Origin of the sequence: Falsiroseomonas frigidaquae, assembly GCF_012163145.1 — a bacterium.
Lineage (GTDB): Bacteria > Pseudomonadota > Alphaproteobacteria > Acetobacterales > Acetobacteraceae > Falsiroseomonas > Falsiroseomonas frigidaquae.
Genome location: NZ_JAAVTX010000002.1, coordinates 246451 through 259140, shown reverse-complemented (window position 1 = coordinate 259140; position 12690 = coordinate 246451). Strand labels below are relative to the sequence as shown.

At 73.0% G+C, this 12690-nt stretch carries 17 protein-coding genes; 3 read left to right on the top strand and 14 right to left on the bottom strand.

The window, feature by feature from the left end:
• Positions 1 to 11 precede the first annotated feature (11 nt).
• The 13 genes from HB662_RS05645 to HB662_RS05585 are packed head-to-tail and all read right to left on the bottom strand — an operon-like array spanning position 12 to position 8445.
• Positions 12 to 311, bottom strand: coding sequence for a gas vesicle protein K (locus HB662_RS05645; RefSeq protein WP_168048103.1), 300 nt, complete (start codon positions 309 to 311; stop codon positions 12 to 14).
• Positions 308 to 541, bottom strand: a complete 234-nt coding sequence (locus tag HB662_RS05640) for a gas vesicle protein (protein WP_209443129.1) — start codon at positions 539 to 541, stop codon at positions 308 to 310. The genes HB662_RS05645 and HB662_RS05640 overlap by 4 nt, the downstream gene beginning before the upstream one ends.
• The gene (locus tag HB662_RS05635; protein ID WP_168048101.1) at positions 534 to 1310 is read right to left on the bottom strand and encodes a GvpL/GvpF family gas vesicle protein; all 777 of its coding nucleotides are present in this window, start codon (positions 1308 to 1310) and stop codon (positions 534 to 536) included. The genes HB662_RS05640 and HB662_RS05635 overlap by 8 nt, the downstream gene beginning before the upstream one ends.
• A 1-nt stretch (position 1311) precedes the next feature.
• On the bottom strand, positions 1312 to 2301 hold the full coding sequence (locus HB662_RS05630; protein WP_168048099.1) for a GvpL/GvpF family gas vesicle protein: 990 nt from the start codon (positions 2299 to 2301) through the stop codon (positions 1312 to 1314).
• Positions 2286 to 4358 (bottom strand): AAA family ATPase, encoded by a 2073-nt coding sequence (locus HB662_RS05625; protein WP_168048097.1) that lies wholly within the window; start codon positions 4356 to 4358, stop codon positions 2286 to 2288. Before HB662_RS05625 ends, HB662_RS05630 begins: the two co-directional genes overlap by 16 nt.
• On the bottom strand, positions 4355 to 4606 hold the full coding sequence (locus HB662_RS05620) for a gas vesicle protein GvpG (RefSeq protein WP_168048095.1): 252 nt from the start codon (positions 4604 to 4606) through the stop codon (positions 4355 to 4357). Before HB662_RS05620 ends, HB662_RS05625 begins: the two co-directional genes overlap by 4 nt.
• A gap of 1 nt (position 4607) precedes the next feature.
• Positions 4608 to 5369, bottom strand: a complete 762-nt coding sequence (locus tag HB662_RS05615) for a GvpL/GvpF family gas vesicle protein (RefSeq protein WP_168048093.1) — start codon at positions 5367 to 5369, stop codon at positions 4608 to 4610.
• Positions 5366 to 5872: an Hsp20/alpha crystallin family protein gene (locus tag HB662_RS05610; protein ID WP_168048091.1), complete on the bottom strand. Its 507-nt coding sequence runs from the start codon at positions 5870 to 5872 to the stop codon at positions 5366 to 5368. The genes HB662_RS05615 and HB662_RS05610 overlap by 4 nt, the downstream gene beginning before the upstream one ends.
• Positions 5869 to 6162 (bottom strand): gas vesicle protein GvpJ, encoded by a 294-nt coding sequence (gene gvpJ / locus HB662_RS05605; protein WP_168048089.1) that lies wholly within the window; start codon positions 6160 to 6162, stop codon positions 5869 to 5871. Before gvpJ ends, HB662_RS05610 begins: the two co-directional genes overlap by 4 nt.
• A gap of 4 nt (positions 6163 to 6166) precedes the next feature.
• Positions 6167 to 6424 (bottom strand): gas vesicle protein GvpO, encoded by a 258-nt coding sequence (gene gvpO, locus HB662_RS05600; protein WP_168048087.1) that lies wholly within the window; start codon positions 6422 to 6424, stop codon positions 6167 to 6169.
• Between the two features lie 12 nt (positions 6425 to 6436).
• Positions 6437 to 6763, bottom strand: a complete 327-nt coding sequence (locus HB662_RS05595; RefSeq protein ID WP_168048085.1) for a hypothetical protein — start codon at positions 6761 to 6763, stop codon at positions 6437 to 6439.
• On the bottom strand, positions 6763 to 7749 hold the full coding sequence (gene gvpN / locus HB662_RS05590) for a gas vesicle protein GvpN (RefSeq protein WP_168048083.1): 987 nt from the start codon (positions 7747 to 7749) through the stop codon (positions 6763 to 6765). Before gvpN ends, HB662_RS05595 begins: the two co-directional genes overlap by 1 nt.
• Before the next feature lie 6 nt (positions 7750 to 7755).
• On the bottom strand, positions 7756 to 8445 hold the full coding sequence (locus HB662_RS05585; RefSeq protein ID WP_168048081.1) for a hypothetical protein: 690 nt from the start codon (positions 8443 to 8445) through the stop codon (positions 7756 to 7758).
• 221 nt (positions 8446 to 8666) lie between these two features.
• On the opposite strand from HB662_RS05585, the gene HB662_RS05580 reads away from it, so the two are divergent.
• Positions 8667 to 10232, top strand: coding sequence for a methyl-accepting chemotaxis protein (locus HB662_RS05580; RefSeq protein ID WP_168048079.1), 1566 nt, complete (start codon positions 8667 to 8669; stop codon positions 10230 to 10232).
• 13 nt (positions 10233 to 10245) lie between these two features.
• On the opposite strand, the gene HB662_RS05575 is transcribed toward HB662_RS05580, so the two are convergent.
• Entirely contained in the window at positions 10246 to 11496 is a 1251-nt protein-coding gene (locus tag HB662_RS05575) for an AMP-binding protein (RefSeq protein ID WP_168048077.1), read from the bottom strand.
• A 252-nt stretch (positions 11497 to 11748) separates the two neighbouring features.
• Here HB662_RS05575 and HB662_RS05570 point away from each other — a divergent pair, with 252 nt between their 5' ends.
• Both HB662_RS05570 and pyp read left to right on the top strand, forming a co-directional pair.
• Entirely contained in the window at positions 11749 to 12252 is a 504-nt protein-coding gene (locus HB662_RS05570; RefSeq protein ID WP_168048075.1) for a hypothetical protein, read from the top strand.
• Positions 12253 to 12300: 48 nt separating this feature from the next.
• Positions 12301 to 12675 (top strand): photoactive yellow protein, encoded by a 375-nt coding sequence (pyp, locus tag HB662_RS05565; RefSeq protein WP_168048073.1) that lies wholly within the window; start codon positions 12301 to 12303, stop codon positions 12673 to 12675.
• Positions 12676 to 12690: the final 15 nt, after the last annotated feature.

Genomic DNA, 12690 nt, shown 5'->3' with positions numbered 1-12690 from the left:
CCCAGCAGGCTTCACAGCAGGCGTCCCAGCGGACCGAGGTCCAGGTTCAACTCCTCCGGCTGCAGGCCGAGCCGGTCGCACAGGCCGAGCACGGCGCCGCGCGTCTGCATCAGCGCGGTACCGAGGCGTTCCACCTCATCCTCCGTCACCGTGCCGGCTTCCATACGGCGCAGCGCCTGGGTTTCCAGCAGCCGCCGCACCAGCTCCACCAGTGTCAGCACCAGCCGCGCCAGGTCGCGTTCCGCATCCGCCGGGTCCAGCGCGAAGCGGAACACCGGTGGCGGCGGCGGCCCGGCGTGCAGCCCGCTCATGCGCGGCTCCGTGGCGCGGCCGTCACCAGCCGTTGCGCCGTATCGACCGAGGCGACCAGGGCGCGCAGCCCGATATGGATCAGGTCCACCCCGGCGAGGGAGATGACGATCTGCCCGTCCAGCACCACGCCGGTATCCAGCAGCTTGTCCAGCACATCGACCAGCGATTGCTGTGGCGCCGCCGGGCCGGGCAGGGGCTGGCGCGGCAGGAAATCGACCATGTCAGGCATCGGAAGCGGCCTCCCGCGCGAAGGCATAGGGCGGCCAGGGGCCGGAGAGGGTGAGGCTGAGCCCGGTGCCGGACAGCATGATCGCCTCCAGTTCCAGCGCCGTGCGCAGCCGGTGCTGCGCGGCCTCTGCCAGCAGGGCGGACCAGCCGGCCACGGCGGCGTTGCGGGGGCGGCTTGGCGCCAGGTGCCGCGCCTCCGCCTGCAGCAGCCGGCCGAGCGCCTGCGCCGTGTCCTGCAGCCGGGCCTGGCGGCTGGCGGCGAGCGCCTTGTCCAACCGCCGCGCCAGCAGGAAGGCGGTGCCGGGGCTGGCCTGCTCCGCCTTGCCGGCAAGCTGCGCCAGCGCCGGATCGGCGTGGCGCAGCCAGGCGCCGTGCTGCGCCGCATCCTCCTCCAGCGTCACCGACCATTCGGTGCAGCCGGACACGGCCGCCAGGGCGCTGGACAGGCGCGGCGCGCGTTGCCGCAGCCAGTCCCGCAGCGGCGCCTCGCCCGAGAACACCGCGCCGAAGGCCAGCGGCAGCACCGTGCCGGGCAGCGCGGCCACCACGCCGTGATGCGCCGCGGCGCGGGCGGCGAGCCAATCCGCATCCTCCGTCCGGCAGCCGGGCCCGGCCTCGAAGGCCTCTCGCGGTACCGGGCTGGCCAGCGCCGTCAGCCCGGCCTCCTCCAGCGCCAGCACCTCGGCGCCGGGCAGGATGCCGGTGACCTGGAGGCGATCCGGCAGGCTGCCGGCAGGCGCCACGGCATAGGCGTAGAGCGCATCCGGCATGTCACGCGGCCTCCGCAGCAAGCGGATCGGGCAAGGCGAGGTATGACCCGGCGCGGGCCAGCACGGCGGTGCGGTCCAGCGGCCCGTCGCCCTGGCGCACCACCTCCTGCCGCAACAGGCGGTAGGCGGCGCTGGCCTCGGCCATCGCGGCGGCATCGGCGCGCGGGCCCTGCCGGTCCGGGTGCAGCGCCGCGGCCAGGCCGCGCCACAGGCGGGTGAGTTCCGCCGGCTCCAGCCGCTCCGGTAGGCCGAGCAATTCCCAGGCGGCGGCAACCGCCTTGGGCTCGGTGCGGGCGATGCGCAGCGCGCCGATCGCGAGCGGCGGCAGCGGGCCTCGCAGGTCGCAGCTCGCATGGCGGGTGGCGGATTCCGGCAGCGCCGACAATGCCGTCTCGATCGCGGCATCGGCGCCGGCGCGGATGATGACGGTGGCGCCGGCCTCGCCATCCCCGGCGCAGGGCGCCTGCTCCGCGATGGCGATGACCTGCGGTGCCAGCACCCGGCGCAAGGCTTCCGTGCGCTGCGCCACCTCCCGCGCCAGGACGTCCTTGATGGCGACCGCCATGCCGGCGCCGCTGGCCACCATGGCCATGCGGTGTTCGCGCAGGATGGCCTCCGGCGCCCAGCGCAGGATCACATCCCATTGGTGACGCCGGCCGAAGCGGGCCAGCGCCGCCGCCATATCCTCCGCCGCCGCTTCCAGCAGCGTGCGCAGCTCGGCCTGTGGGCAGGTGGCGGCGCCGGGGTCGCAGGCGAGGAAGGGGCCTGCCTGGCAGGCGGTCTCCAGCCGCGTCTGCACCGTCTTCAACTGCCGCAGCAGCGCGGCGCGGTCGCGCTTGATGAACAGGCGGCGCAGCGGCGCATCGCCCGGCTGCAGCAGCGCGGCCACCGCCCCCAGCTGCATCACCTGCACATCCGGCCCCAGCCTTGCCGCCAGGGTCGCGGCGCCCTCTGCCGGGGCGGCACCCAGGAACCTCAGGGGCTTGTCCATGATCTGGCTTCCTTTTGCGCGGTCAGCGCGAGAGCGAAATCGGCCGCCGAGACGGCGTCCGGATCCTGTCCTTCCCCGGCGCGTGCCAGGGCCTCCAGCGCCGCGCGCCGGCACAACCCGGCGAGGTCGGCGCCGACGAAGCCTTCGGTCGCCGCCGCCAGCGCCGCGCAATCCACATCGGCGGAAAGCGGCATGCGCCCGGCATGTACATCCAGGATGGCGCGGCGCGCTTCGGCATCGGGCAGCGGCATCGCCACCAGCAGGTCGAAGCGACCGGGCCGCAGCAGTGCCGGGTCCAGCCGGTCCAGCCGGTTGGTGGCGCCGAGCACCACCACGCCGGGCGGATCTGCGATGCCGTCCATCTCCACCAGAAGCTGCGCCACCATCCGTTCGATGGTCGCGCCCTCCCCACCGCCACGGCGGCCGGCGATGGCGTCGATCTCGTCAAAGAACAGGATGCAGGGCGTGGCGGCGCGGGCGCGGGCGAAGGCCTCGCGCAGCGCCTTTTCGCTGGCGCCCTGCCATTCGCTCAGCATCTCCGCCGCGCGGATGGCGATGAAGGCGGCGCCGGCTTCGGTCGCCAGCGCCTTGGCGGCCAGCGTCTTGCCGGTGCCCGGCGCGCCATGCAGCAGCACGCCGCGCGGCGCCCGCAGGCCAAGACGGGAAAAAGCCTCGGGCCGCCGCAGCGGCCATTCCACGGCGCGGCGCAGCGCTTCCCGCACCGGCTCGATGCCGGCGACCTCCGCCCAGCGCACATTGGGGATCTCGACGAAGCTTTCGCGCAGCGCGGAGGGGGTGACCACGCGCCGCGCCTCGGCGAAATCGGCCGCCGTCACCACCAGGCCCTCCACGGCCAGCGCCAGCCCGTCCGGGTCCAGCGCGCCCGCCCGGCGCAGCGCCGCCATCGCGGCCTCCCGGCACAGGGCTGCCAGGTCGGCGCCCACATGGCCGGGCGTCGCCTCCGCCAGCGCATCGAGGTCCACATCGGCGGCGAGCGGCATCGGCCGGCTGTGCACGGCGAGAATCTCCCGCCGGCCTTCGCGGTCCGGCGGCGTGATGCGGATCTCGCGGTCGAAGCGGCCGGGGCGGCGCAAGGCGGGGTCCAGGCTGTCCGGCAGGTTGGTGGCGGCGAGCACCACCACCTCCCCGCGTCCCGCCAGCCCGTCCATCAGGGTGAGAAGCTGCGCGACGATGCGGCGTTCCACCTGCTTCTCGCCCGAGAGCGCATCCCGCTTCGGCGCGATCGCGTCCAGCTCGTCGATGAAGATGATGGCGGGCGCGCGCTGCTGCGCCTCCTCGAACAGCTTCCGCAATTGCTGTTCGGAGGCGCCGTAGAATCGGTCCACGATCTCCGGCCCGTTGATGGCAATGAAATGCGCGCCCGTCTCCGTGGCCACCGCGCGTGCGATCAGCGTCTTGCCGGTGCCGGGCGGGCCGGAAAGCAGCACGCCGCGCGGCGGGGTGATGCCGAGTGCGGCGAAGGCGGCGGGGTGGCGCAGCGGCAGCTCCACCACCTCCCGCACCCGCTCCAGCACGCGGGCCAGGCCGCCGATTTCCTCGTAGCGCAGGCCGGCGCGAGGAGCCGGCGCCGCCTTCTCCCGCATTATGCGCGTGGCGGGCGACAGCATCGCCGGGCCGGGCGGGTCCAGCGCCACGACACGCAGCGGAAGGTCGCCGCCACCCATCAGCGCCAGCCGGAAGGATTCCCCGGCGCAGAGCGGCACGCCATCCAGCGCGCGGCGCAGCAGCGCCTCATTTACCGCCTGGCCGGCCAGGGTGATCTGCACGGCCTGCGCCGCCTCCGGCGCCGCCGCGGCCTGCACCGCATCGCCCAGGCCCAGCCCCGCATTGCCACGCGTCGCGCCATCCAGCGCGATGCGGCCGGGGGCGCGCGTGCCGGGGCGGTGCGGCAAGGCGCGGGCATGGGTGGTACGGGCGCCGGTCAGCGCCACCAGCGCGCCGGGCACCAGGCCGAGCGCGGCCATATCCGCAGCATCCAGCCTGGCAATGCCGCGGCCGGCTTCCTCCGCCCGCGCCGGATCCACCAGCAGCTTCATGGCGGCGGCGGCGCCAGGCGGGCGCGCATTTCGCGCAATTCGCGCAGCAGGTCGGCTTCCGCGGCCTCGAAGGCATCCTCGTCGATCTCGCCGGCCTCCAGCCGCCGCTCCAGCGCGATCAGCGCAGCTTCGATGCGCTTGGGGTCGTTCCATTGCGCATCCACCGCCTGGTCGACGCGCCGCGCCAGCCATTCGATGCCGCCCAGCGGCAGGGAGACGGGCAGGGTGAGCAGTTTGAACAGCCCCATGCTACGCGGCCTCCCCCAGCCAATCGGCGCGCAGCGTGACGAAGTTGTAGGGCGGCACGGGGCCGATGTAGCGGAAGCTCATCCGTGCGCCCTGTGCCTCGCCCAGCTCGCGCATCGCCGCGTCGAATTCGGTCTCGCGGTCGCGCCGCACCAGGAAGGCGCGGTTCAGCACCATGCTGTCATCCACCGGCTTCAGCGTGATGCAGCGTTCCGCCAGCGGGTCCAGGCGCGCCGCCAGCATCGCCGCGTCGCGGTCGCGCATCGTGTTCATGGCGGCTTCCACACGGCGGCCAAGTTCGATGCGTTCCTGATAGGTCTGCGTCGCCGGCCGGTTCTGCAGCCGGTCGCGCAGTGCGCGCAGCCCTGCATCGGCGGCCAGGATGTCGCGGACCGCCACGCCTTCCTGCCAGCTCGCCTTCACGCCCAGTTCGATGCGCCCGGCGATGGCGGCGAGCGCCACGCGGAAGGCGGCCGCGTTGCGATCCAGGCAGCCGGCCAGCCGCGTGGCATCCGGTGCCACGGTGGCGAAGCGCACCGGCAGCACATCCGCCGCCGCGATGGCGCGTTCCAGTACGGCCGTGTGGCCCAGCATGTTGCGGCGCGTGGCTTCCGGCGGCTCCGCCGGCGCATCGGCCACCAGTGCGGCCAGCCCCTGTTCGCCCGGCAGCAGGCGCAGCTGCGCGCCACCGAGGCCGGGGCCGAAGGCGCTGGCATCGGCCAGCGCATCTGCCTGCACCACGCCGAAGACATACAGCCCGCTCATGCGACGGGCCTAGTGCGCGGCAGCCCGATTTCGATGATGCCGTGCCGCGCGGCGACGGTCATGCCGGCCGCATCCACCGCGCCTGGCAGCGGCACGCGCTTGTGCCAGCGGCCATCCGCGGCTTCCAGCACCAGCTCGCCGTCTTCCACCCGCGCCGCGAAATCGGCGGCGCCGACACCCGGCATCTCGGCAATCACGCGGATCGCCTCCGCTTCCTCGAAGACATCGACGATGGGCTGGCGCGGCGCCGGCCTCGCCTCCGCGGCTGCGGGCGGCACATGGCCAAAGGGCTCGGCCCGGGTCTCGCCGCCCGCGGTGCGGATGGAATAGCCGAAGACCACGCGGCCTTCCTCGCCGCCCGCCTTCTGCGACAGGCCCTGCAAGGTCTCCGTCAGCTTCTGCAGCCCCTCGAAGATGCCGCCGAGGCTGGTCGCGGCCTGCGGCGGACGGTCCGCATCCGCCATGCGGCGGGCGACGGAGGGCGGGTGGCGCGGCGGCCTCATCGGCGAATCTCCAGCGCCTGTTCCAGCGCGGCGACGCGCTGCACCAGCGCAGCATTCTCGGCCTGCAGCGTATCCGTCTTGCCGGTCAGGCCCGCATCCGCCTCCCACCACCGGATCCCCATCTCCAGCGCCCGGTCGACGGAGGCGATGACCAGCCGCAGGCGGATGGTCAGCAGCTCCACCCCCACCAGGCTGACGGAGATGTCGCCGGCGACCACGATGCCCTTGTCGAGGATTCTCTCCAGGATGTCGGCCAGGCCCGATCCGGCGACGCTGTGCTGCAGGGTCATCGCCTCAGCCCGTCTCGCCGCCCTGGCTGCGCAGAAAGCGGCCGGTGCGCTTCCAGCGCAGAACATTCCCCTGCTCGTCAAGCTTCACCTCGAAGCTGGCCAGCAGGTCGTTGGTGCGGGGGATGGCGCGGTGCTCCACCATGTCGATGGCGATGCACCAGCCTTCCTCCTCGCGGTCGAAACGGGCGACGGTCTCGGGCGCGAGGCCGGTGATGGCGGCCATCTGGCGCTTGGTCTGGGCGACGATCGCGGTGAGGTCCATGGGACGAATCCTTCAGTATTCGAGAAGCGCGCCGCGCGCGGCGGCACGCGGCCGCGCGGGGGAAGCGGCAGGGGGCGGATTTTCCGACGGTGGCGCCGTGCCGCGCGAAGCCGGCAGCGTCATGCGGCCGGACAGCGCGACCAGCCGCAGTTCGACGCGCGAGAGGTTGCCGCGTGCCGCATCCGCCTGCCGGCCAAGCAGGTCGAGTTGCCGTTGCAGCCGCGCGCGGCGCTGCGCCAGCAAAGCAAACTCCGCCGCCACTGACTCGAGCGTCACGCGGTCCCCGCCGCGGCCCAGGCGCGAGCGGCGTGGCGGGATGGTGCCGGGTGCGGCGCGCATCACGCCGCGATCCCGGCGCGCGCGGGGCGTAGCGAGGTCGCCGCCTCCGCGCCGCAGAAATGCTCGATCAGCCGCGCCAGCATCTGCCGCTGGCGCGGGTCCGGCACGCCGTTCGGGCCTGGCTTGGCGCGGCTGGCCAGCAGGTCCAGGCAGAGCTGCACGAAGCGCGGTTCATCCGCCGCCACGCGCAGCTCCAGCCGCTGCGCCATGCGGGCGATCATGATGGAGGCGCGCAGAGTCGGCCGCTGCACCCATTCGCGCGACCGGCGGAAATCCCGCACCATGTCCACGATCCGCGCAGCATCCACCTCCGCCAGCCCGGAACGCGCCACCGTGATGGCGATTTCCGTGTCGCGGTCGAAGCTTTCGACATCGATCGTCACCATGCGGTCGATCAGCGCATCCTGCGCCGCATGGGTGCCGGCATGATCCTCGGGGTTGGAGGTGAAGATGGCGCGGAACTCCGGGTGCACCCGCACCGCCGTCTCCCCGCGGCCGGATTTCGGCAACACGAGGATGCGTTCCTCCAGCACCGTCAGCAGCACGTTGTTGGCGGAGGCGGGTGCACGGTTGAATTCGTCGTAGACCAGCGTGCAGCCTTCGGTGCAGGCGATGGTGAGCGCGCGGTCCAGCCAGACCGGGGCGGTTTCCGATTCCATCTTCATCACGCTGGTGATGTAGCGGTCCACCACGCGGCGGGTGCGCGTGCCGGTATCGCCGCCGATCAGGCTGCGTGTGTCGAAGGTGTCGTCACCCACCAGCAGCAGCACCGGCCGCGCCAGTTCCTGCGCCAGGGACAGCGCCAGCTTGGTCTTGCCGCTGCCGGCCGGGCCGCGGAAATGCACCGGGTAGCCGACATTCAGATAGGCCAGCGCGCGTCCATGGATCGCGTCCAGCTCCGCCGTGCGGACATGCTCGGGGCCCGGTTGCAGGCGCAGCGCATTGTCCAGGGCTGCCTGCGCGGTGGAGGTGGGGGGGTGGGCCATGCGCGGTCAGTCTCCGGTGAGTTCAAGGGCAACACCCTGCCGCCAGGCGCGCCGCAGCGCGGCGTGGCGGCTGGGCGTGGCGGCAAGGTCCAGGTGCAGGTCGCGCAGCCGGCGCAGCGGCGGCGTGGCGGCGGCCCAGAAGGCATCGCAGCCGGCATCCTCGGCGCCCTGCACCGGGGCCAGCCCGGCGCCGGCCAGCGCGGCCGCGGCGATGTCGCAGGCCTCCTGGTCCTCGGGGCAGGGCACCAGGCCGGTGGCGGCGAAGGCGAAGGCGGCGGCGCAGGCTTCGCCGAGTTCCGCCGAGACGCCGGCCTGCGTGGCGGCCGGTACGCCCATCGCCCGCAGCAGGCGTGCCGTGGCTTCCGGCGCATGTGGCGGCGGCGCGGCCAGCAACAGCCCGTCGGTCCAGGACAGCCGCGTCGGCGCGGCATCCGGCCGCAGCGCGATGCCGGTCTCGGCCAGCGGCAGGGCCCCCTGCGGCAGGTCCAGCGCCGCGGCAAGGCGTGTCCACAGGGATTGCAGCGCCTGCCGCGCGGCGCGCAGGTCCGGTACCAGCACGATCTCTGGCCGCAGCCCGTCGCGCAGCGTGATGCGGCAGGGCAGGCCGGTCAGCTCGCGCAGGCGGCTGGGCAGCGTCACCTCGATGCTGCCGCTGCCGAGGCCGGCGGAACGGATGCTGCGGGAACCGAAATCCAATTGCCGGGCATCCTGGCCGGGCCGGGATTGCGCCCGGGCGCCGACACCCGTCCTGGGCGTCTAGCAGCGAGGCTAGCAGCGGCTTGGTGAATCAGCGGTGAAGCGCAGGGTCGTGTGCATCGCGAAAATCTGCGGGGCGTTTACCGCTTCTTCGCCCGAGCCGTCGCAGGCTTGGCCGTCGGTGGGGCTGCGAAGCGCCGCACGACGGAGGAGAGCTCGGCATGTCGCGACGCCCATCAATTGCAGCCCCTGCGGCTCGCCTGCCACGCTTCCCCGGGCGTGCCACCGATTCCGCTGCGGCGCCGCCCTTGCTGGCGGCCGCCGCCGCGCTGGCGGGTGCCGCGCTGGCTGTCGCCGTGGCCATGCCGGGACTGGCGCTGCCGGCGCTGCTCGCGGGCCTTCCGCTGTCGCTGCTGGCGGGGCTGCTGCTGGCCGCGCTGCTGCGCGGCAGGCGCCAGCTCGACACCGCCATGGACGCCGCGCTGGCGGCGCTGGAGGAAGTGGGCGCATCGCCCGCGCAGCCGGGCGCCGGCCTGCGGCGCGCGACGGCGTGCTGCGCCGCCATCCCCCTGCTGGCGGCGGATATGCTGGCGCTGCGCCAGGACCGGCTGGACCGCGACCTGCGCGAGGATGACGGCAAGGCCGACGCAATCCGCAACATGGCCGAGGCCATCGAGCGCGAGACCGATGCCGCGGTGGATGAGATCAACACCTCGGCGCGCGAGCTGGAGGAGATTGCGGATACGCTGGAACGCGCGACCGTGCGTGCCTCGCACGAGGCCGCCGCGGCGCAGGGCGAGACCGAGCGCTCCGCCGCCGGGTCGGACGAGGCGGCGGCCGGCACCGCGCGCATCGTCGAGGCGATCCGCGAGAGCAGCAGCCAGATGGCGCTGGCTGCGCAGACGACGCGCCAGGTGGTCACCGCCTCCGACGCCGCGCGCACCACCTTCGATGATCTGCGGCGCCAGGCGGATGAGATCGACGACGTGACGCGAATGATCGGCCTGATCGCGCGGCAGACCAACCTGCTGGCGCTGAACGCGACGATCGAGGCGGCGCGGGCGGGGGAGGCCGGCAAAGGCTTCGCCGTGGTCGCCGGCGAGGTGAAGACGCTGGCGGCGCAGACCGCCAAGGCCTCCACCGAGATTGCGGAACGGTTGGCCAGCGTGCAGGCCGGCGCGGCCAATGCCCTGCATGCGATGGACAGCGTGCATGCCGGCATGGGTGCGCTGGATACCATCACCGGCCGCATCGCCGAGATGCTGCAGGACCAGTCGAGCGTGGTGGAGGAAGTGGCGAGCGCGGTGCGCGACGCCTCCGAAGCCGCCACCGGCGCCAGCCGCCGCGTTGCCGCCGCGGTGCAGGAAATCGACGACAACCGCATGTCCGTCGGCATGATCCACGGCGCCTCCGGCCAGGTCTCCGCCTGCCTGTCGACACTGCAGAGCCGCATCATCGGCCTGGCCCGCAGCGGGCTGAGCGAAACCGATCGGCGGCGGGAGCCGCGCCATGCGGTGGATCTGCCGGCGCGGCTGATCCTGAATGGCGAGACGCTGGAGGGGCGACTGAAGGACATCTCCGACCACGGCGCGCGCTTCACGCCGGCGCCGCTGATGCCGGCCGGGTCGGAAGCGATGCTGGACCTGCCGGGGCTGCCGGCACAGCGCGTGAAGATGGCCGGCGTGGATAGCGAGGCGCGGCTGGTCTTCATCTTCGCCCAGGCGACGGAGGAGGCGGAACTGGCCGCCGCGATCCGCCGCCTGCTGCTGCGGCAGAAGGCGGCGTGACGGCGGCGGCTGCTCAGTGAGGCGCGGCGGCCGAAGCCGCGCCTGAAGTCCCGGCCGATGCCCAGTCTGAAAGCTTTCCCAGCGCGTTGCGCGGCAGCCGGCCTCCCAGCTCGATGCTGACCGGGCGCTCCGCGGCCGGCAGGTTCTCGCGGCACCAGGCCTCCAGCGCCGCATGCGCGCCAGCGCGTTCGCGCGGCGTGTGCAGCGTGACGAAAGCCTTCAGCCGCGGCTCCGGCAGCGTTGCATCCAGACGCACAGCGGCATCCGACACCAGCGGATGCGCCGCCAGCCGTGCCGCGACCCGTGCCGGATAGACGTTGACGCCACCGACCTGCACCGCGTCGTCCTTGCGGCCGAGCAGGCGCAGCGTGCCGCCGCCGAGCCATTCGCAGCGATCGGGCAGGGCGATCTCCGCGCCGGTCGCGACCTCGATGACGGAGGCGGCCTCGCCTGCCTGGCCGGGGCGCCAGCGCGGCAGCAGGGCGAAGGGCGCCTCGGGTACGCTGCGCGCGGCGAGGCCGGCGGTCTCGGAAGATCCGTACACCTCCACCACCTGCGCGGCACCGGCCTCGCGCAGCGCGTGGTGTGTGGCGGCGGGCAGGGGCGCGGTGCTGCTGGTGGCGCGGATGCCGTCCGGCAGCCGGTCCAGGCTGCGCAGCATGGGCGTCCAGCCGGCGGGGAAGCCCACCAGCAGGTCATCGCCGCGCAGCAGCCGCGCCAGGCGGCCCGGCGACAGCGCGCGGCCATCCACCACCGGCACGCCCAGCGCCTCCGGCAGCAGGATGGTGAACAGGAAGCCGTAGATGTGGTGTGCGGGGACGAGCTGGATGATGCGACGACGGTCGGCGAAGATGCCGGCCCAATGCGCGGCTTCCGCCGCCAGCGCGGCGTGCGCATGCGTGAAGCGGCGCGGCGCACCGCTGCTGCCGGAGGTGCGGAAGGTGATGCCGGTGGTGCCGTCCTGCATGCCCGCGCGGATGATGTGGCACCAGGCGTCCAGGCGGCGCTCGGCCAGCAGGTAGTCCTCCACGCCGCTTTCGTGCAGGCGGAACAGCTCGTTCACCGCGGCGGCGCAGGTCACCAGTTCCAGGCTGTCCAGGCCCAGCCCCTCGGCGCCGAGCGACAGCTCCGCGGGCCACACGGCGGCCTTGGCGGGCGTGATCGCGCGGCCGCCGGCGCCGCCCAGTTCCTGTGGCAGCAGCGAACGCAGCAGGCGGAGCAGCGCGGCATCTGACAATGCAGCAACAGGCAGCGTGGTCGGCATGGCGGCTTCCCCGTTTGGAAAGCCGAGCGAAGCAGGAAATCCTGAAGGAATCCTTGCGGCGTCGCCGTTCCGCGCGGTGCGGGAATCATGTCGGCTCTTTACCGCCGCTTTACCCGGCCGGCGCAGGATCACATTCGTGGCACCGCACTGCGCGGGCCTCTGCATGTCTCGTCCACGATCAGGGCGGGTTTCGTTCGAGCCACTGCGCTCGTCGCCTCGGCTTGCCGATGGCGCGGCGCCAGGGAGATCAGGATGGTCTCGGTTGCCTTCAGCCTGCCCGGCCTGCCGGGAGTCAGCGCGTCGTCCCCCCTGCCGGCCGCGCCGCTGCCGCAGCCGGTGGAGCCTTCGGACATCACGCTGCGCGTCTCCGGCGGCAAGCCGCTGCGGATGCGCGGGGTGATGCTGGCCGAGGCGACATCCTGGGCCCCCAGCATTCCGGCCTGGCACGAGGTGGCGCTGTACCGCACCGCGGATGGCGACTGCGCGCTCGCCGTGCGGATGCTGAAAAAATCCAGCGGCGAGACCGACATCCACCACGCAGAGATCTTCAAGACCATGGAGGATGCGCTGTCCTGGCTGGAACAATTCGATCCGACCGCGGATCTCGCCCCGGAATTCGACGCTTCCGATCGCCGCATCAGCACGGTGGACATCGCGCTGATGGCGGCCGCGCTGCGCCAGAAGGCGGATGCCGTGACGCGCCAGTGGCGCGGCCTGCTCGGCGAGCTGCTGTACCGCTTCGCCCTGCCGGCCTGAACCAGGCGCGGCGACCAGACCCAGTCCTATCGAACAGGAAAGCCAAGCATGGAACTCATCAAATTCGGCGCCGACCATGTCGAGAACCTGGTCTCGCAGGACCCGACGCGGCTCGACCGCCTGCCCTTCGGCGCCATCCTGGTGGACCGCATCGGGCGGGTGATGAAGTACAACGCGCAGGAAAGCGCGCTGTCGTCCCGCCCGGCGGGCGAGGTCATCGGCAAGAACTTCTTCAACGACGTGGCGCCCTGCACCAAGGGCCACCAGTTCCAGGGGCGCTTCCAGCAGGGCGTGTCGCAGGGAAGCCTGAACACGATGTTCGAATACGCCTTCGACTACAAGATGAGCCCGGCCAAGGTCCGCGTGCACATGAAGTCCACCTCGATCGACGAGGGCATCTGGATCTTCATCAAGCGGCTCTGATCGCGTCAGGACGCG